Genomic DNA, 18,330 nt, shown 5'->3' with positions numbered 1-18,330 from the left:
GCACGTGAAGTCGATTCGAGTGGCCGTGGCCGCCGCCGCGGTGGGTGTCGCGCTGACCGCCTGCTCCAGCCCGGTCGAGGCGGGCGCCGCCGCCGTCGTCGGTGGGGAGCGCATCGCGGCGAAGGACCTCAACTCCGAGGTCCAGCAGTATGAGAAGGCGCTGACCGCGGCGCGGCTGGACGCGAGCGCGCTCCAGGTGCCGCTCAACCAGTTCGTACTGTTCCGGATGACGAACGAGGTGGTCTACCGCCAGCTCGCGCAGAGGTACAAGGTCCAGGTCAGCGAGGCGGAGATCGACACCGCGCTGAAGGACCCGGGCCAGCAGCAGACTCCGGCGATGAACCTGCTGTCGAAGGGCGTGCCCCCGGGCGACGCCCGCGACTTCCTGCGCGGCGAGCTGTCGATCCAGAAGATCCTCCAGCAGCTCGGCGGCGCCCAGAACCAGCAGGCGATCGAGAAGCTCCGCTCGGAGTTCACCACCGTCAAGGTCACCTACAGCCCGCGTTACGGCCAGCTGAACACGCAGCCGACGCAGGAGAACCCGTCGATGTTCGTCGACACGGGCCGCTTCGGCAAGCTCACGCCCACCCAGCAGCCCCAGCAGCAGCAACAGCAGCCGCAGGGCTGAGCATGCCGCTCATCGTCGTCACCACCTCGCCCAGGGTCGCCCCCGGCCTGCTCAGCCACCAGGCGTGGCAGGCGCTGCGCGCGGGCGAGGTGCTGACCGCCTCGGCCGACCACCCGCAGCTGCCCTACCTCGCCGAGGCGGGCGTCGAGGTCACGGTCGGCCCGCAGAATCCGGCCGAGCTGGTACGGCGGGCCGTCGGCGCCACCCTCGTCTGGCTGGCCATGGACGACGAGGACTTCCTGCGCGCGGCCGGGCACGCCGCCCTGGCGCTGGACGAGCCGCCGGTGATCGAGATCGTGCCCGGCTCCTACGACCTGCCGGGCGCCCGGATACTCGACCTGGTCGGCGTGATGGACCGGTTGCGGATGGAATGCCCCTGGGATCGCAAGCAGACGCACGAGACGCTGGTGCCGTATCTGCTGGAGGAGGCGTACGAGGTCCTGGAGACGATCGAGCACGGCGACTATCCGGCGCTGCGCGAGGAGCTCGGGGACCTGCTGCTGCAGGTGGTCTTCCACGCGCGGGTGGCCGAGTCGTTCGACGTCGACGACGTCGCGGAGGGCATCGTCGACAAGCTGGTCAGGCGGCACCCGCACGTGTTCGGCAGCGTCAGGGCGGAGACCGCCGACGAGGTGAACGACAACTGGGAGGCCATCAAGGCCGCCGAGCGGGCCGAGAAGGGCACCGAGTCGATCCTGGACGGCGTGCCGATGGGCCAGCCGTCGCTGTCGCTGGCCGCCCAGCTCGTCCGGCGGGCCGAGCGGTCCGGCGCCCCCGAGGCGCTGGCGCAGGCGGTGGGCCAGGGGGTGGCCCGCGAGCTGTTCGACCTGGTGCGCCGGGCCCAGGACGCCGGCCTCGACCCGGAGGCGGAGCTGCGCGCGGCGGCCCGCGACTACCGCGAGCGCGTGCGCAACTGGGAAACGCGCACCACCTGAGCGACCGAACCTGCACCCCAATAAGGCTGCGCCCGATCCGAATAAACCCGAGTGGCGGGATATGTCGGGAGATGTCAGGATCGTTCGGGGTTACGGGGGGAGTTGCGAATGGCTGAGGTGCGCCGCCTGAGATCGGGCGAACCTCGTGAAGTGGCGGGATACCGCCTGATCGGCGTGCTCGGCGACGGCGGGCAGGGCTCGGTGTACCTGGGGGAGGACGCCGAGCGGGGCCAGGTCGCGGTGAAGGTGCTGCACGCCCGATTGGTCAACGACCGCCGGGCCGTACGCCGCTTCCTGGCCGAGGCGCAGACCGCGGAGAAGGTCGCCGGCCATGGCACGGCCCGGATCATCGAGGCCGGGGTCCTGGACGACCGGCCGTACCTGATCAGCGAGTTCGTGGACGGCCCGTCGCTCCAGCAGTACGTGGCCCAGAACGGGCCGATGAGCGGCGCGGCGCTCACGAGGCTGGCCACCGCCACCGCGCGGTCGCTGGCCGCCATCCACGAGGCGCAGATCGTGCACCGCGACTTCAAGCCGAACAACGTGCTCATGGGCCCCGACGGGCCGCGGGTGATCGACTTCGGCGTCGCGCGTACCCCCGAGTCGGCCACGACCGCCACCAGCTCCGTCGTCGGCACGCCCGGCTACATGGCGCCCGAACAGATCTCCGGCGAGAGCGTGACGCCGGCCTCGGACATGTTCGCCTGGGCCTCCACCATGGCCTACGCCGCCACCGGCACGTCGTTGTTCGGCGGCGACTCGATCCCGGCCGTCATGCACCGCATTCTCAACGCCTCTCCCGACCTGTCCGGCATCGAGGAGCCGCTGCGCTCGGTGCTCACCTCGTGCCTGGAGAAGGTCCCCGCCCACCGGCCCGGCGCGGCCGAGGTGCTCAAGACCCTGACCAGGCGTACAGAGGAGACCAGGCCAGCGGTACGGCGGGTCAGGCGGCGCAGGCGGCGGATGGCGGTGGCGGGCCTGGCGCTCGTGGTGATGTTCGGCGGCGCGATCGGGCTGACGATGCGCAGCGGCGGGGTGACCGCGGGCGACGGCGGAGCGGGCTCCTCGGCCGACGACGGCCCGCGCATGACGGCGTTCGGCGACTTCGAGAACCGGATCTCCAAGATCGCGCTCGGCTCCCTCGGCGACGGGAGCCTGGTGGCCGCGGCCAACGAGAGCACCAAGCGCATCGAGCTGTGGGAACCCGACAGCGGCGCGATCATCAACTCCGTCCCGATGGGCGCCGGGGACATCGGCTCGCTGGCCTTCACCAAGGTCGGCACCAGGCAGTCCATCGTGTGGTCGGCGGCCGACGGCGCGGTCCGCGTGTGGCAGCCCGGACGGGGCAACGCCGTCGAGACGATCAAGGCGTGCCGGGGCGGCGGCCGGGCGGCGATGTCCGTCCTGCCCTCGCAGAAAGGCGCCTCCGCGTACGTGAGCTGCGCCGACGGCCGCATGCAGGCCTGGGACCTGGCCAGCGGCAAGCAGGCGAGCCTGTGGCGGCTGGGCCAGTCGGTCCACGACGTGGCCTGGGCGGGCGCAGGCACGAACGTGTTCGCGGTCATGAGCAAGGGAATCCTGCAGCGCATCGACCCGTGGAGCGGCACCGAGGTCAAGCCCAGGGCGGTCGTCGAGTCGGGGTCGCCCGCCTCCGGCGTCGAGGCGGCCGACGGGCTGGTCGCGGTCCGCGTCGAGGGGGTCGGCGTGAAGATCTACGACCAGGAGGGGCAGCGGCAGCGGTGCACCGTGAAGATCCCCTCCAAGGGGGTTTCCCCGGACAGGCCCATCGACGACTTCGCGCTGACCAAGGGCGCGCTGGTCACCGGCATCGACGGGCTGAGCGTCTGGAATCCGCGCACCTGCAAGCGGGTCAGGGATCTGCCCGCGTCGAGCGGGCGCGCCACCGCCCTGGCGGTCGGTCAGTTCAACGGCAGGAAGTCCGTCGTGGTGGCCAAACCTGACGAGGAGATGGCGGTTTGGGAGCTTGCGGGGTGGTAGCCGTACCGGCTGGTAGACCTCGGTAGGCTCTGGGAGCGAACTGCCCTTCGACTCTAGGAGCTTTGACGTGGCTACCATCGAGGTCGTCTACGCCCGCGAGATCCTCGACTCTCGTGGTAACCCCACCGTTGAGGTCGAGGTCGTGCTCGACGACGGCAGCACCGGCCGCGCGGCGGTGCCCAGCGGCGCGTCCACCGGCCAGTTCGAGGCCGTTGAGCTGCGTGACGGCGGCGAGCGCTACCTCGGCAAGGGCGTCGAGAAGGCCGTGCTCGCGGTCACCGACGAGATCTTCGACGAGGTGCACGGCGTCGAGGCCGAGGACCAGCGGATCATCGACCAGATCATGATCGACCTGGACGGCACGCCCAACAAGTCCAAGCTGGGCGCCAACGCCATCCTGGGCGTCTCGCTGGCCGTGGCCAAGGCCGCCGCCGACAGCGCCGAGCTGCCGCTCTTCCGTTACGTGGGCGGCCCCAACGCGCACGTGCTGCCCGTCCCGATGATGAACATCCTCAACGGCGGCGCCCACGCCGACACCAACGTGGACATCCAGGAGTTCATGATCGCCCCGATCGGCGCGTCGAGCTTCAAAGAGGCCGTGCGCATGGGCACCGAGGTCTACCACGCGCTCAAGGGCGTGCTGAAGGAGAAGGGCTACGCCACCGGCCTGGGCGACGAGGGCGGCTTCGCCCCCAACCTGCCCTCCAACCGCGACGCGCTCGACCTCATCCTGGTCGCCATCGAGAAGGCCGGCTACACGCCCGGCGAGGACATCGGGCTCGCGCTCGACGTGGCCGCCTCCGAGTTCCACAAGGACGGCGTCTACACCATCGACGGCAAGGGCCTGTCGGCCACCGAGCTGATCGCCTTCTACGAGGACCTGGTCGCCAACTACCCGCTGGTCTCCATCGAGGACCCGCTGAACGAGGAGGACTGGGAGGGCTGGAAGGCCATCACCACCGCCCTCGGCGACAAGGTGCAGCTCGTCGGCGACGACCTGTTCGTGACCAACCCCGAGCGCCTGGAGCGCGGCATCCGCGAGGGCTCCGCCAACGCGCTGCTGGTCAAGGTCAACCAGATCGGCACCCTGTCCGAGACCCTCGACGCGGTCGACCTGGCCCACCGCAACGGCTACAAGTGCATGATGAGCCACCGCTCCGGCGAGACCGAGGACACCACCATCGCCGACCTCGCCGTCGCCGTGAACTGCGGCCAGATCAAGACCGGCGCGCCCGCCCGCTCCGACCGGGTCGCCAAGTACAACCAGCTGCTGCGCATCGAGGAGCTCCTCGACGACGCCGCCCGTTACGCGGGTCGCGCGGCGTTCCCGCGCTTCCAGCGCTAGTTTCGGGTACGGCCGGCGTCCACGACGACGCCGGCCGTACCAGCACAGCCCGGGAGGGACGCATTGGCGAAGAGACCGCAGCTGACCGGACGGGCCGCCATCCTCGCGGTGGTGGTGTGCGCGATCGCGATGAGCCTGGCCTATCCGGTGCGCGAGTACATCGCGAACCGGCGCAACATCGCCGAGCTCGAAGAACAGAAGGCCCGGGTCGAGGCCGAGCGGCAGGCGCTGGCCGAGGAGTCCAGGCGGATCAGCGACCCCAACTGGGCCAAGCGCACCGCCAAGGAGCGGCTGCACTACTGCGGCCCCGGCGAGAAGTGCTACGTGGTGACGCGGCCGGACGCGAGCCCGCAGAAGGTGGCGGCGCAGGAGCAGGCGGAGATGCCGCCGTGGTACCAGACGTTGTGGGAGTCCATCGAGGCCGCCGACACCGGCAAGGGGCAGAAGGCGCCTACCGGGGAGAAGACTGTTAGGGATCAGACTGTTAGGGATCAGACCGTTAAGGATCAGAGTGGAAAGTAGCGACATCGAGGCGGTCACCCGGCAGCTCGGCCGCCCGCCGAGGGGCGTGCGCTCGGTGGCGCACCGCTGTCCCTGCGGCAACCCCGACGTGGTGGAGACCGCGCCGCGGCTGCCCGACGGCACGCCGTTCCCCACGCTCTACTACCTGACCTGCCCCAAGGCGACCTCCGCCATCGGCACGCTCGAAGGCTCCGGCCTGATGCGCGAGATGCAGGCGAGGCTGGCGGAGGACCCCGAACTGGCCGCCGCCTACCAGGCCGCCCACGAGGACTACATCGCCCGGCGGGACAAGGCCGCCGAGGACGAGGACATGGAGCCGCTGCCGCGCGACATGCAGAGCACGGGCGGGATGCCGCTGCGGGTCAAGTGCCTGCACGCGCTGGTCGCGCACGAGCTGGCGGTGCCGGGCGGCAACCCGTTCGGCGAAGAGGCGCTCGGCGCGCTCGGCGAGTGGTGGAAGGACGGCCCGTGCGTATGAGCACGCGGGTGGCCGCCGTCGACTGCGGCACCAACTCGGTGCGCCTGCTGATCGCCGACGTGGCCGGAGACTCGCTGCGCGACCTCGAACGGCTGATGGAGATCGTCCGCCTGGGCGAGGACGTCGACCGGACCGGCCGGCTGGCGCCGCGGGCGCTGCGGCGCACGTTCGCCGCCATGCGCCGCTACCGCGAGCTGATCGACCACCACGCCGCCGAGGAGACGCGGGTGGTGGCCACGAGCGCCACGCGGGACGCGGCCAACCGGCAGGAGTTCGCCGAGGGCGTGCGCGAGATCTTCGGCGTCGATCCCGAGGTGGTCACCGGGGACGAGGAGGCCGCGCTCTCCTTCACCGGCGCGACCAGGGGCCTGGCCAGGCTCTCGCCGGAGGCGGGAGCGCGCCCGCCGTACCTGGTGCTGGACATCGGGGGCGGCTCGACGGAGTTCGTGGTGGGCGATGACCGGGTCGAGGGGGCGATCTCGGTCGACGTCGGCAGCGTACGGCTGACCGAGCGTTACATCAGGAACGATCCGCCGACGGCCGCCGAACTCGAATCCGCGGTGGCCGATATCGAGGCGGCGCTGGATCGGGTGACGGAATCTGTACCGGTTCAGAAGGCGCGGACTTTGGTCGGCCTCGCGGGTTCCGTGACGACGCTCGCCGGTATCGCCCTCGACCTGCCGACATATGATTCGGATAAAATTCACCACTCCCGGATTTCCGCCGGAGAGGTTCACGAAGTAACCCGCAGACTTCTTTCGATGACGCATGGTGATCGTCTTGCGGTGCCGGTGATGCACCCCGGCAGGGCCGACGTCATCGGGGCCGGCGCGCTGATACTGGACCGTGTCCTGAGGCGGTTCGCATTTTCGCAGGTCATCGTCTCGGAGCACGACATCCTCGACGGAATTGCGTGGTCGGTCGCCCGATAAGGTCGCGAAATCGGTACGTTACCGGGCTTGATTCGTATTGTGACTGCAATCTGATCTGTGCTTAAGTAAGGAAGCTTTACGGGGGCTTTGCCATATTGTCGTGCACAGATAGTGGCGACGTGGCGACCGTTCCCGAGCGCATCTAGTTCCTCACGGAATGGAGCACTCTCAGATGAAGTCCACTGTGTTGGCGCGGAGGGTGGCGGCGCTCGGCGCCACCACCGCCGTGCTGGCCGCCATGGTGTCGGGTCTTATGGCCACCCCGGCATCCGCGGCCTCGACCGCCTCGGCGAGCAAGGCCACCGCGGCCGGCGCCAAGGTGACCTCCTCCAAGGCCAAGGTGTCGGTTTCGACGCCGAAGGCCAACCCTCGTTCCTACGAGGGCGCCTGTCCTGTTCAGGTCGATGTCACGTCCCGTATCAAGGTCTCCTCGTCCAAGGCCACCAAGGTCTCGTACCGGTGGCTGCACGGCGACGGCTCCAAGAGCGGCGTGAAGACCGTCAAGGTCGGCAAGGGCACCAAGTACATCAACGTCAAGACGAGCATCGACTTCGACGAGGATGTCCGGGGCTGGGAAGCCCTCCAGGTCCTGAGCCCGCGGAAGGTGACGTCCCGCAAGGGTTACTTCGACGTCAACTGCCACAAGGGCCCGGTCCGCACTGACAAGGACCCGCAGGTCTGGGCGCGCGCTTGGGCGAGCCCCGACAGCTACGTGGGTTCCTGCACCCCTGGCGACAAGATCGACTTTGTTGGCCTGATCAGGGTTTCCGACCCGACCTGGGTCCGTTACCGCTGGGTCCTCAACGGTCACGTCGTCGACTACGGCAAGATCAAGGTCTGGGACGCCCGCAAGGTCTACTTCGGCTTCTCGCCGAAGTACAGCCACCGCGGCTCCGCCGTTCTGGAGATTCTCGGCCCGGACAGCACGTCCTCCAACCGCGCCTACTACAAGGTGTGGTGCAAGGACGAGGCCCCGGCCGTGAAGGTCTCGGCCTCGAACGTGTCCGCGGTCACCAACCAGACCGCCTGCAGGGTCGACGCTTCCGGCACCGTCAGCTCCACCGGCCGTGCCCGCGTCGAGTACTCGTGGTCGGTCAACGGCAGCACCGTTTACCGTGGCACCGCCTACTTCGGCTACCACGGCGGTTCTGAGCGGGTCTCGTTGCCGGACCACGCCCTCACGGGCGCCGCGCGCGATGGTGGCGTCATCACGTTGTCGGTCTCCGGGCCGAACAACAGCGACTCCTCCGCCGACCGCTACGTGGGCTGCTTGTCGACCCCCGCGCCGACGCCGACGCCCACGGACAGCAAGACCCCTGAGGCTCCGAAGCTCTGACGCTGAGAGAGAACCAGGATTGATCTGAGGCCGGGCGGCGCCCACCGTGGCGCCGTCCGGTTTCTTGTTGCCACTATTACGCATTGCACAGTAGTGTGCATCGCGTGGATAACAGCCAGCTCCTCAAGGGCGTGCTGGACCTGGCGGTGCTCGCCGTGCTCGGCGAGCGCGACGGGTATGGCTACGACGTCGTGCGCAGGCTCAGGGACGCCGGGCTCGACGAGGTCGGCGACGCCTCCGTGTACGGCACGCTGCGCCGCCTGTTCAAGGCCGGCGCGCTCAACTCCTACGTGGTCGCCTCGGACGAGGGCCCGCACCGCAAGTACTACGGGCTGAACGAGGTCGGCCGCGACATGTACGCGGCGCAGGCCAAGACCTGGACCACCTTCTCCGCCACGATGGCGAACCTGCTCACGGAGGGGAGCGCACGATGACCCCGGCCCAGTACGCGCAAGCCGTACGCGAGGCTCTGGCCGATCACCCCGATCGGGACGAGCTCCTCGAAGACCTCGACGACCACCTCGCGGAGATCGCGGAGGAGTCGGAGCTGCCGCTCGAAGAGCGGCTCGGGCCGCCCGGGGCCTACGCGGAGGAGCTCGTGGCCGCCTACGGGGGCCGCCCACAGAGCCCGCGCGAGCGCCGCAGGTTCGCCCTCGCGCTGGAGTGGCTGCGCCGCCAGTCGGCCTACCGGGAGGTCGCCGCCTTCATGCCGCAGCTGCGGCCGGGCTGGTGGGTCCTGCGCGGCTACGCGGCCGCCATGGGCGCGGTCTCGGTGATCGGGCCCGTACGGCTCGTGCCGGGCAACCCGGTGGACCTCCTGCTGGTGATCGGGGCGATCCTCGGCTCCATCTGGTACGGCAGGCACGCCTACGGCCGGGTCCTGCGCGGCTTCACCATCGCGGCCAACGCCCTGGTCGCCATCGTGATACTCGGCGGCCTGGCGACCGCGTCGTCCTGGAGCGCCCGGGACCAGCAAGTGGCCTACATGATGAACACGCCGATGGACATGGAGCCCGCCGCCTTCGGCGACACCGTCTACAACATCAAGCCCTACGCCAAGGACGGCACCCCGCTGTCCGACGTCCTGCTCTACGACCAGGACGGCCAGCCGATCACCACCAGCCCGGACCGCTTCGGCTACCGCGTGGACCGCAGCTGCGGCGAGCCGGTGCTCAACCGCTTCCCGCTGCCGCTGGTCGAGGAGGACCCGGACGTCCCGTTCGACGAGCAGGGCGGCCAGGCCTCGGCGCCGCCGACGACGCGCGCGTGCGCGGCCTTCAGGACTCCCGAGCCGAGCGCGACCCTCAGCACGCCCGAGCCGGGCGTGAGCGCGTCGGAGGCGCCGCGTCCTTCGGAGAAGCCGTCGGAGCCCGCCAAGGGCAGGCCGAGCCCGTCAGAGCCGCCCACGAGCACGCCCAGCCCCTCCAGAAGCCGCTGAGGGACCGCCCGATCGCCGTGATCGGGCACCATCGGTGTCATGAGCTTCGTACCTCCTGGCACCGGCTGGCCCGGCGACCCGGCCACCGCCGAGACGCCGGTCGCCCGCGATCCCGCGGACGTGCGCCGCCTCGCCGCCACCAGCAGCACCCTCACGGAGCTCGCCGCCAGGCAGTCGGTCTGCCGCGCGTGCCCCCGTCTGGTGGCCTGGCGGGAGGAAGTCGCCGAGGTGCGGCGGCGCGCGTTCGCGACCGAGACGTACTGGGGGCGCCCGATCGCCGGGTGGGGCGCGTCCGAGCCGCGCGTGCTGCTGGTGGGGCTGGCGCCGGCGGCCCACGGGGGCAACAGGACGGGGCGCATCTTCACGGGGGATCGCAGCGGCGACTGGTTGTTCGCCTCGCTGTATCGGGTGGGGCTGGCCGTACAGGAGAGCAGCACGCACGCGGGCGACGGGCAGGAGCTCATCGGCGCGCGGATGATGGCGGCGGTGCGCTGCGCCCCGCCGGAGAACAAGCCGGCGACCGGGGAGCGGGACGCCTGCTTCCCCTGGCTGGCCCGTGAGATGGCGCTGTGCGCGCCGAGCGTGCGGGTCGTGGTGGCGCTGGGGGGATTCGCCTGGCAGGCGATGTTGCCGGCGTTGCGCGAGGCCGGATACGTGCTGCCGCGCCCGCGGCCGGCGTTCGGGCACGGCGTCGAGGTGAAGGTCTCATATGGCGAGACGCCGGTCACGCTGCTCGGGACTTATCACCCCAGCCAGCAGAACACTTTCACCGGCAGGGTCACCGCGGGAATGCTGGACGACGTCTTCGCCAGGGCCCGCGAACTGTCGGTGTGACGCGTGCCATGTCCAGGAGATTGGCGTTTTCCGGAGCCTCCGGCGTAAGCTTGTGAATGCTTTCACAAGCATTCCACGAGGGATGGGGCTTCAAGATGAACAAGCACATCTTGATTGTCGGCGGCGGATACGTCGGCCTGTACACAGCGCTTCGGCTGCAGCGCAAGTTCCGCAGGGAGCTGCGCGACGGCAGCGTGCGCGTCTCGATCATCGACCCCAACTCCTACATGACCTACCAGCCGTTCCTCCCCGAGGCCGCCGCGGGCAACCTCTCGCCCCGTCACGTGGTCGCCCCGCTGCGGCGGGTGCTGCCCAAGGTGCGCATACTCAACGGTCGGGTCACCAAGGTCGACCACGGCGAGCGCACCGTCACCTTCCAGCCTCCGGAGGGCGCGCCCCGCGAGATCGCCTACGACGTCATCGTCATGGCCGCGGGCTCGATCTCGCGCACGCTCCCGATCCCCGGCCTGACCGACATCGGCATCGGCTTCAAGACCGTCGGCGAGGCCATCGCGCTGCGCAACCGCGTCCTGCACCTGCTCGACGTGGCCGAGTCGAGCGAGGACCCCGAGGTACGCCGCCGCGCGCTCACCTTCGTCGTGGTCGGCGCCGGCTTCGCCGGGGTGGAGGCCCTGGCCGAGCTGGAGGACATGGCCAAGCACTCGACCCGCTACTACCGCAACATCAAGGCCGCCGACATCCGCTGGGTGCTCGTCGAGGCGACCGGCCGGGTGCTGCCCGAGGTCGGCCCCGAGATGGGCAAGTGGACGCTGGAGCAGCTGCGCGAGCGCGGCATCGAGGTGAAGCTGGAGACCCGCCTGGAGTCCTGCGAGGACGGCCACGTGGTGCTCTCGGACGGCACCGAGTTCGACGCGGAGACGCTCGTGTGGACGGCCGGCGTCAAGCCCAGCCCGATCGTGGCCGAAGGCGGGCTCCCGGTGGACGAGCGCGGCCGGATCAAGACCACCACGATGCTCACGGTCGCCGGCGTCCGTGACGCCTTCGCCGCCGGTGACTCCGCCGGCGTGCCCGACGTGACCAACCCGGGCGAGTACTGCGCGCCCAACGCCCAGCACGCGGTCCGCCAGGCCAAGGTCCTGGCCGACAACATCGTCCGCAGCCTGCGCGGCCAGAAACTGGTCGAATACCGCCACAAGTACGTCGGATCGGTCGCCGGACTCGGCCTTCACCAGGGTGTCGCCAACGTCTATGGGGTCAAGCTTCGCGGATTCCCTGCATGGTTCATGCACCGCACCTACCATCTGTCCCGGGTGCCCACGCTGAACCGCAAGGTCCGCGTCGTCGTCGACTGGACTCTCGCGCTCTTCTTCAAGCGCGAGACGATCTCGCTGGGCGAGATGGAGCACCCGCGTGACGGGTTCAGGGCCGCGGTGGCGACCATGCGCCGCTAAGGCGTGATCGAGAAGGAGATCCTGGGTTGGGGCTCTCAGCGGTGACCGTGCTCGGCGTCGACAGGCCCGGCGTGATCGCGGCGGTGTCAGGGGCGCTCGCCGAGTGCGGAGCGAACATCCAGGACTCCACGATGACCCTGCTGGGCGGTCACGTGGCGATGATGCTGCTCGTCTCGGGCGAGCTCGACACCAGGGAACTGACCCGTCACCTGTCGCAGCCCGAGCTGGTGGTGACGGTCTCGGCGGTCGAGGCCAGGCGCGACTTCGGCTGCCCCGGCACCGGCATCGGCTACGTCCTGACCGTCCACGGCCCCGACCGGCCGGGCATCATCTCGGCCGTCAGCGCCGTGCTCGCCTCGGTCGGCGGCAACATCACCGGCATGAGCACCCGCCTCACGGGCCGCCTCTACGTCCTCATCGCCGACGTCGACCTGCCCGCCGAGGTGGACGTGGCCGGGCTCATGCGCCGCCTGGCCGCCGTGGGCTCCGGGCTCGACTCGGAGATCACCTTCCGTCCCATGGAACCGGATCTGCTGTGAAGACGGGGATTCCAGCGCCGCCCACCCACCACTGGAGGCCACAGTGCCGGTCCGTGCCGCGTTTCCGACCCGCCGGGGTGTGTGGTGATCGTCGGCGAGGGTGCGGTCAGGGAGATCCTGCGGGCGCCGCACCCGTCCTTGTCGCGTACGGCGGAGCCCGTCGAACCGGCCGATCCCGCCGTGCTGAACGCGGCCGGAGACCTGCTGGCCACGCTCCGTAAGGAGCCTTCCGGCGCCGGCCTGGCCGCCCCGCAGATCGGGCTCTCCTGGCGCATCATCGCCTTCGACGCCCGCCGCCACCCTCGCAGCCGTTCGGCCGCGGGCGAGACCGTACTGGTCAATCCGAGGCTGGCCGAGGCCTCCCGATGGGAGGACGGCCGCGAGGGCTGCGCCTCGATAGCGGGTCTGACCGGCGACGTTTCCCGTGCGACCCGCATCGTCGTCGAGGGCGTCCTGCCGGGTTCGGGGGAGTTCGTCACCATCGAAGCTGATGCCTTCGAAGCCCGCTGTATTCAGCACCAACTGGACCATCTGGACGGTCTGCTGTTCCTGGACAGAGTGCCCGGAGTGCTATCACTTCACCGCAGACCTCACAGTTGTGACGCCTGATACAAAGTTGTGCTCCTCGGAGGCATGGTCCCTTTCGTATGATTGCGGCGCCCCCGTAGCCCAATGGCAGAGGCAAACCCCTTAAAAGGGTTGTAGTGCGGGTTCGAATCCCGCCGGGGGCACCGCCCATTTCTAGCCTCTGACCTGCAAAGACACGTCGGGTGAATTCTCTGTGTAATTAAGAACTCCCATATACGTAAGCGCCGCGCTTCGTCAGCGTCAGCGGGGTGCGTACCCGGGAGGCCCGCTCCTCGGCGTCCGCCGGGCCGACGAAGCGGGTCACGAGGTAGTCGCGCACCGCCGCCCGATCGCCGAGCGTGACCAACGGGGCGTCCCACGACTCGACCTCCACCCGCTCGAAGACCTCGCCCACGAGAGCGGGCGCCTCCTCGGCGTCGAACGTGGTCGCCGCCGGCCGCCAGACCGCCGCCAGTTCCGGGGAATCGGCGCGGCTGGGGGTGACGGCCACGAACAGCCCGCCCGGCCGCAGCACCCGCCGCGCCTCGCGAATGGCGAGGAGCGGGTCGGGGAGGTGGTAGAGCATGTTCACCGCCGTGACGGCGTCAAAGCTTCCATCACGGAACGGCAGCGCCGCCGCCTCGCCCAGGACCCGGGGCGCCGGATGCGCGCGCAGCATGGTCATCGACCCGTCCAGGCCGACGACCTGGGGCGACTCGGCCCGCAGGTTCCCGTCGCCGCAGCCGACGTCCAGCACCCTGGCGAACGGGCGCAGGCGCTCGGCCAGCCGTACATAGAGGGCGCGGGCGGCGGGCGAACGGGAGCCCAGCGCGAACCTACGCGGGTTGACGTCGTAGTCACGCGGAACGCTCACGACCTCCAGTGAACCCGGGAACTCCGCCCGCCCTCCACTCGTTATTGAAATCTCGAAAGCACATAGATCCGAGCGGGAGTTGACCTCTGCGACGCTCGGTCCCTTAGGCTGACCGCACTGGTCGCAGCGTGGAGGCAGCGATGCAAAGCAAGAACCCCGTCTTCAGCAAGTCCCGAAGTACCCAAGGGCAAGGTTGGGCAGGCCCGTCGGCGACGCCGCAGGACCTGCAGGACATGTACAACCAGCCGTCGTACGCTCCGCCGGCCAGCCCCGCATACCGGACGATGACCCTCGATGACGTCGTCATCCGCGGCTTCATCACGCTCGGTGTGCTGGTCGCGGCAGCGGGCGCCGCGTGGATCCTCGAGGTGCCCATCGCGGTGGCGGTGGTCTCGGCGATCATCGCGCTGGTCCTCGGCCTGGTCGCGTCGTTCAAGCAGAGCACCAACCCGGCGCTCATCCTGGGCTACGCGGTCTTCGAGGGTGTGTTCCTGGGCGCGCTCAGCAGCATCTTCGAGCAGCGTTTCCCCGGCATCGTGCTCAACGCCGTGATCGGCACCATGATGGCCTTCCTGGGCGTCCTGGCCGTCTACACGTTGCGCATCGTCCGGGTCACCCCGAAGCTGGTCAGGTTCGTCGTCGCCGCGGCGATCGGCGCGCTCGGCCTGATCCTGGTCAACTGGATCGCCGCGTTCTTCATGCCGGGCGGTCTCGGCCTGCGCACCGACAGCCCGATCGGCATCATCTTCAGCGCCGCGATGATCCTGCTCGGCTGCTTCTTCCTCCTGCTCGACTTCGACTCCATCGAGCAGGGCGTCAAGCAGGGCGCTCCGGAGAAGTTCGCCTGGCAGTGCGTCTTCGGTCTGACGCTGAGCCTCGTCTGGATCTACCTCGAGGTGCTCCGCTTCATGAGCTACTTCAGCGGCGACGACTGATCGACCTGGTCACAGCCGATCATTGAAGGCCCCGCCGTCCGGCGGGGCCTTCTCTGTGTGCGACCGCAAAGTCACAAAACGCTTCCGATTTGGGGGTTGCACTTCACGACCTGGTGTTGCAGTGTCAAGCAAAGGACCCGAATCCGTGGAGGTGCCCATGTCCTTGAACCACTCACCGGAGACGCAAACAAAGCTCATCGCCAGGGTCCCGTCTATAACGGGGCGCGAACTCCCAGAGTGGTTCCAAGCGATCGACAACGGCCCGGCTTTCCTCAGGTGCGACGAGCGGGCCAACTGGCTTGCCGACGAGCACGGGCTGACCCACGGCTACGCCGCCGCGATCGTGTTCGAGCACGAGCGGCACCGCCGTAACCGGATGGGCTTCATCTAGAGAGCCCGAACCCCAACCTTCGCGCCCGTGCCACCGGTACGGGCGCGCGCACGTGTCCACGCGCGATCATGTGTCCATGGACCTGAACCAGGCACGCGACTTCCTCCGCAGCCACCACCACGCCGTCCTCCTCACCCGGCACCGCGACGGGCGCCCGCAGATGTCCCCGGTGACCGTGGGCGTGGACGCGGACGGTCACGCCGTCGTCAGCACCCGCGAGACCGCCGCCAAGACCCGCAACATGCGCCGCGACCCCAACGTCGCCCTGTGCGTGTTCTCGGATGCCTTCTATGGCGACTGGGTCCAGATCGAGGGCCAAGCGGAGATCATCCCGCTCCCGGACGCGATGGACCACCTGATCACCTACTACCGCGACATCTCCGGCGAACACCCCGACTGGGACGACTACCGCTCGGCCATGGTCCGCGACCAACGGGTGATCGCCCGCATAACCCTGACCAAAGCCGGCCCGGACACCCACGGCTAACCCCCACCCCACCCCCGGAACCCCGCCCCACGCCTCGGCCACGGCGCCGGCCTCGACACGTGCGGTAACCCGGCGCTGCGCTTGGCGCGCGGGGGTGGCTGCGCGGGGTGACGTGGCTGAAGCCGGTGTTCGCGTGGCCGTGGGCGCCGGGTCACGGGGCCGTAGGTGTCGGGTTACGTGGGCCGTTGCGGTGGGGACCACGTCCGACGTGAGAAGCGACCCCCACGATCGGCGCCCGCCGACGGCGGCGGGTGGCGTGGGGGCGGCTTCGCCGTAACGGATCCAAAGGTCTTAAGAGCTCGAAGAGATCTACGAAAGGCGCTCCAGGAGCATCGCCATGCCCTGGCCGCCGCCGACGCACATGGTTTCGAGGCCGATGGACTTGTCGTGGTGTTGGAGGCTGTTGATCAGGGTTGAGGTGATGCGGGCGCCGGTCATGCCGAACGGGTGGCCGACCGCGATGGCGCCGCCGTTGACGTTGAGGCGGTTCAGGTCGATGCCGAGGTCCTGGTACGAGGGGATCACCTGGGCCGCGAAAGCCTCGTTGATCTCGACCAGGTCCACGTCCTCGATGGCCATCCCGGCGCGCGACAGCGCCATCTTGGACGCCTCCACCGGCCCCAGGCCCATGATCTCGGGGGACAGGCCCGTGACGCCGGTGGAGACGATGCGGGCCAGCGGGGTGATGCCCAGTTCGGCGGCCTTGGTGTCGCTCATGACGATCACCGCGGCGGCGCCGTCGTTGAGTGGGCAGCAGTTGCCCGCGGTCACGGTGCCGTCGGGGCGGAAGACGGGCTTGAGGCCGGATACCGCCTCGTAGGTGGTGCCGGCGCGCGGGCCGTCGTCCTTGCTGACCACGCTGCCGTCGGGGAGGGTGACGGGCGTGATGTCCTTCTGCCAGAAGCCGTCGGCCAGCGCCTTCTCGGCGAGGTTCTGGGAGCGGACGCCGAACTCGTCCTGCTCGCGGCGGCTGATGCCCTTGAGCTGGGCGAGGTTCTCGGCGGTCTGGCCCATGGCGATGTAGATGTCCGGGACCGTGCCGTGGTGGCGCGGGTCCTCCCAGGTCTGGCCGCCGGCGGCGAACGTGGCGGTCCTGGCGCGGGCCTGGTCGAAGATCGAGTTCTCGAGCTTGGGCCGGGGCTGCTCGGTGTCCTGGGGCCACGGCACCGAGTCGGAGTTGCCGTGGACGAAGCGCGAGACCGTCTCGACGCCCGCCGAGACGAACACGTCGCCCTCGCCCGCCTTGATCGCGTGGAAGGCCATCCGGGTGGTCTGGAGCGAGGAGGAGCAGTAGCGCGTGATGGTGGTGCCGGGCACGGTGTCCAGGCCGAGCATCACCGACACGACGCGGGCCATGTTGAAGCCCTGCTCGCCGCCGGGCAGGCCGCAGCCCAGCATGATGTCGTCGATCGTGGCCGGGTCGAGCTGCGGCACCTTCGCCAGTGCCGCCTTGATCATCTGCACGGTCAGGTCGTCGGGACGGATGTCCTTCAACGACCCTTTGAAGGCACGGCCGATCGGCGAGCGTGCGGTCGCGACGATGACAGCCTCAGGCATGGGAGCCCCTCCTCGGTTGGCATTCCCTAGAACTATATTTCAGTCGGGATCGCCGCTCAGCAGAGGGCCTTGGCGGCGATGCCGAACAGGTCCGCGGTGGAGGCCTTCTCGGTGCCGGGGTTCAGCGAGAGCGTCATCGTGTTGCCGTCGTCGGTGGTGAAGCTGAAGGTCAGGTAGCCGATCAGCTCGCCGCTGTGCCCCCACGCCGCCTTGCCGCAGGGCAGCGGGTACTTCTGCAGGCCCAGGCCGTAGCCGAACCCGGCCTTGGTGTCCTCGGTGGTCCGCATCGCCGCGAGTGACTTCTCGCTGGTGAGCTTCCCGGTCAGCAGCGCCTTGGTGAAGCGGTTGAGGTCGCGGGTGGTGGAGATCATCTCGCCGGCCGCGCCGTCCAGGGACGGGTTCATCCTGGTCGCGTCGACCATCTTCCCGTCCACGGGCTCGTAACCGCGAGCGTGCGGGTACGGCACGCCCGGCCGGTCACCGGGCACCGACGTACGCGTCAGCCCGAGCGGCCGCAGGATCCGCCGCTCCACCTCCCTGCCATAGGGCCGGCCGGTCACCCTCTCGATGATCATCCCGGCCACCACGTAGTTGGTGTTGGAGTAGGACCAGGCCTTGCCCGGCTCCGTGTGCTCGCCCCTGTCCGCCACCTTCAGCAGTTCGGCCGGCGTGTAGTGCCGGAACCGGTCCTTGCCACGCCAGCGGTTGGTGGAGTACCCGGCCTCGTGCATGTAGTCGTAGAGCCCGCTGGTGTGGTTGAGCACCTGCCGTACCGTGGCGGCGCCCTTGACCTGCTCGCCCAGGTAGGTGGAGACCGGCGCGTCCAGCCGGACCTTGCCCTCGTCCACGAGCTGCATGATCACGGTGGCGGCGAACGTCTTGGTGACGCTCCCGATCCGGAAATGCCCGTCCGCCCTGGCCGGTGCCGGCGACCCGAGGCTTCTGGCGCCCGCCGCGGCCGTCCAGCCGCCCGTCTTGTTCTCCACCCGGATCAGCGCGGCCGTGGCCTTGTCGCCGGCGACCAGTCTGTCCAGCATGCCCTGGACCTCGTCGGCGGGAGTGACGGCGGTGAGGGCGAGAGCGGCGATCAACAGTGTCTTCATGACCGGAAACGCTATGAGC

Annotated in this window: 20 protein-coding genes and 1 tRNA gene; 18 read left to right on the top strand and 3 right to left on the bottom strand. The window is 69.5% G+C overall.

Features of this window, described 5'->3' with window-relative positions; translation table 11 throughout:
* The first annotated feature begins 4 nt into the window (after positions 1-4).
* The 15 genes from ACFWY5_RS37980 to ACFWY5_RS37910 all read left to right on the top strand — a co-directional run bounded on the left by ACFWY5_RS37980 (position 5) and on the right by ACFWY5_RS37910 (position 13,128).
* Positions 5-628 (top strand): SurA N-terminal domain-containing protein, encoded by a 624-nt coding sequence (locus ACFWY5_RS37980; protein WP_379626484.1) that lies wholly within the window; start codon positions 5-7, stop codon positions 626-628.
* A 2-nt stretch (positions 629-630) separates the two neighbouring features.
* Positions 631-1,563 (top strand): MazG family protein, encoded by a 933-nt coding sequence (locus ACFWY5_RS37975; RefSeq protein ID WP_379637645.1) that lies wholly within the window; start codon positions 631-633, stop codon positions 1,561-1,563.
* A 108-nt stretch (positions 1,564-1,671) separates the two neighbouring features.
* A complete protein-coding gene (locus ACFWY5_RS37970; protein WP_379637644.1) occupies positions 1,672-3,561 on the top strand; it encodes a WD40 repeat domain-containing serine/threonine protein kinase in 1,890 nt (629 codons plus the stop codon).
* 67 nt (positions 3,562-3,628) lie between these two features.
* Positions 3,629-4,906, top strand: coding sequence for a phosphopyruvate hydratase (gene eno, locus ACFWY5_RS37965; RefSeq protein WP_379637643.1), 1,278 nt, complete (start codon positions 3,629-3,631; stop codon positions 4,904-4,906).
* Between the two features lie 63 nt (positions 4,907-4,969).
* Complete coding sequence (locus ACFWY5_RS37960) at positions 4,970-5,428, top strand: septum formation initiator family protein (protein ID WP_379626492.1); 459 nt, start codon at positions 4,970-4,972, stop codon at positions 5,426-5,428.
* A complete protein-coding gene (locus ACFWY5_RS37955) occupies positions 5,418-5,906 on the top strand; it encodes a DUF501 domain-containing protein (protein WP_379626494.1) in 489 nt (162 codons plus the stop codon). The genes ACFWY5_RS37960 and ACFWY5_RS37955 overlap by 11 nt, the downstream gene beginning before the upstream one ends.
* Positions 5,903-6,838, top strand: a complete 936-nt coding sequence (locus tag ACFWY5_RS37950) for an exopolyphosphatase (protein WP_379637658.1) — start codon at positions 5,903-5,905, stop codon at positions 6,836-6,838. Before ACFWY5_RS37955 ends, ACFWY5_RS37950 begins: the two co-directional genes overlap by 4 nt.
* Positions 6,839-7,010: 172 nt before the next feature.
* Positions 7,011-8,174 (top strand): hypothetical protein, encoded by a 1,164-nt coding sequence (locus ACFWY5_RS37945; RefSeq protein ID WP_379637641.1) that lies wholly within the window; start codon positions 7,011-7,013, stop codon positions 8,172-8,174.
* 104 nt (positions 8,175-8,278) lie between these two features.
* Positions 8,279-8,608, top strand: a complete 330-nt coding sequence (locus ACFWY5_RS37940) for a PadR family transcriptional regulator (RefSeq protein WP_379637640.1) — start codon at positions 8,279-8,281, stop codon at positions 8,606-8,608.
* Positions 8,605-9,612: a hypothetical protein gene (locus tag ACFWY5_RS37935; protein WP_379637639.1), complete on the top strand. Its 1,008-nt coding sequence runs from the start codon at positions 8,605-8,607 to the stop codon at positions 9,610-9,612. The genes ACFWY5_RS37940 and ACFWY5_RS37935 overlap by 4 nt, the downstream gene beginning before the upstream one ends.
* 39 nt (positions 9,613-9,651) lie before the next feature.
* Positions 9,652-10,446, top strand: coding sequence for a uracil-DNA glycosylase (locus ACFWY5_RS37930; protein ID WP_379637638.1), 795 nt, complete (start codon positions 9,652-9,654; stop codon positions 10,444-10,446).
* A gap of 95 nt (positions 10,447-10,541) precedes the next feature.
* Complete coding sequence (locus tag ACFWY5_RS37925; RefSeq protein WP_379610777.1) at positions 10,542-11,858, top strand: NAD(P)/FAD-dependent oxidoreductase; 1,317 nt, start codon at positions 10,542-10,544, stop codon at positions 11,856-11,858.
* A 26-nt stretch (positions 11,859-11,884) separates the two neighbouring features.
* Positions 11,885-12,397: a glycine cleavage system protein R gene (locus tag ACFWY5_RS37920; protein ID WP_379610776.1), complete on the top strand. Its 513-nt coding sequence runs from the start codon at positions 11,885-11,887 to the stop codon at positions 12,395-12,397.
* An 84-nt stretch (positions 12,398-12,481) separates the two neighbouring features.
* Positions 12,482-13,006: a peptide deformylase gene (locus tag ACFWY5_RS37915; RefSeq protein ID WP_379610775.1), complete on the top strand. Its 525-nt coding sequence runs from the start codon at positions 12,482-12,484 to the stop codon at positions 13,004-13,006.
* A 49-nt stretch (positions 13,007-13,055) separates the two neighbouring features.
* A tRNA-Leu gene (locus ACFWY5_RS37910) sits at positions 13,056-13,128 on the top strand.
* A 56-nt stretch (positions 13,129-13,184) separates the two neighbouring features.
* Here the strand turns inward: ACFWY5_RS37910 and ACFWY5_RS37905 are convergent.
* A complete protein-coding gene (locus ACFWY5_RS37905) occupies positions 13,185-13,838 on the bottom strand; it encodes a class I SAM-dependent methyltransferase (RefSeq protein ID WP_379637637.1) in 654 nt (217 codons plus the stop codon).
* Positions 13,839-13,978: 140 nt separating this feature from the next.
* Between ACFWY5_RS37905 and ACFWY5_RS37900 the strand changes: the two genes are divergently transcribed.
* The 3 genes from ACFWY5_RS37900 to ACFWY5_RS37890 all read left to right on the top strand — a co-directional run bounded on the left by ACFWY5_RS37900 (position 13,979) and on the right by ACFWY5_RS37890 (position 15,651).
* Positions 13,979-14,773, top strand: coding sequence for a Bax inhibitor-1/YccA family protein (locus tag ACFWY5_RS37900; RefSeq protein ID WP_379610773.1), 795 nt, complete (start codon positions 13,979-13,981; stop codon positions 14,771-14,773).
* A gap of 157 nt (positions 14,774-14,930) precedes the next feature.
* Positions 14,931-15,164, top strand: a complete 234-nt coding sequence (locus ACFWY5_RS37895; protein ID WP_184967573.1) for a DUF4287 domain-containing protein — start codon at positions 14,931-14,933, stop codon at positions 15,162-15,164.
* A gap of 76 nt (positions 15,165-15,240) precedes the next feature.
* Positions 15,241-15,651, top strand: coding sequence for a PPOX class F420-dependent oxidoreductase (locus tag ACFWY5_RS37890; RefSeq protein WP_379637636.1), 411 nt, complete (start codon positions 15,241-15,243; stop codon positions 15,649-15,651).
* 309 nt (positions 15,652-15,960) lie between these two features.
* On the opposite strand, the gene ACFWY5_RS37885 is transcribed toward ACFWY5_RS37890, so the two are convergent.
* Positions 15,961-17,208 (bottom strand): acetyl-CoA C-acetyltransferase, encoded by a 1,248-nt coding sequence (locus tag ACFWY5_RS37885; RefSeq protein ID WP_379637635.1) that lies wholly within the window; start codon positions 17,206-17,208, stop codon positions 15,961-15,963.
* Between the two features lie 56 nt (positions 17,209-17,264).
* Entirely contained in the window at positions 17,265-18,311 is a 1,047-nt protein-coding gene (locus ACFWY5_RS37880; protein WP_379637633.1) for a serine hydrolase domain-containing protein, read from the bottom strand.
* Between the last annotated feature and the right edge of the window lie 19 nt (positions 18,312-18,330).

It is taken from the genome of Nonomuraea sp. NPDC059007 (assembly GCF_042740555.1).
Classification (GTDB): Bacteria; Actinomycetota; Actinomycetes; order Streptosporangiales; family Streptosporangiaceae; genus Nonomuraea.
This window is presented reverse-complemented; position numbering and strand designations above follow the sequence as displayed.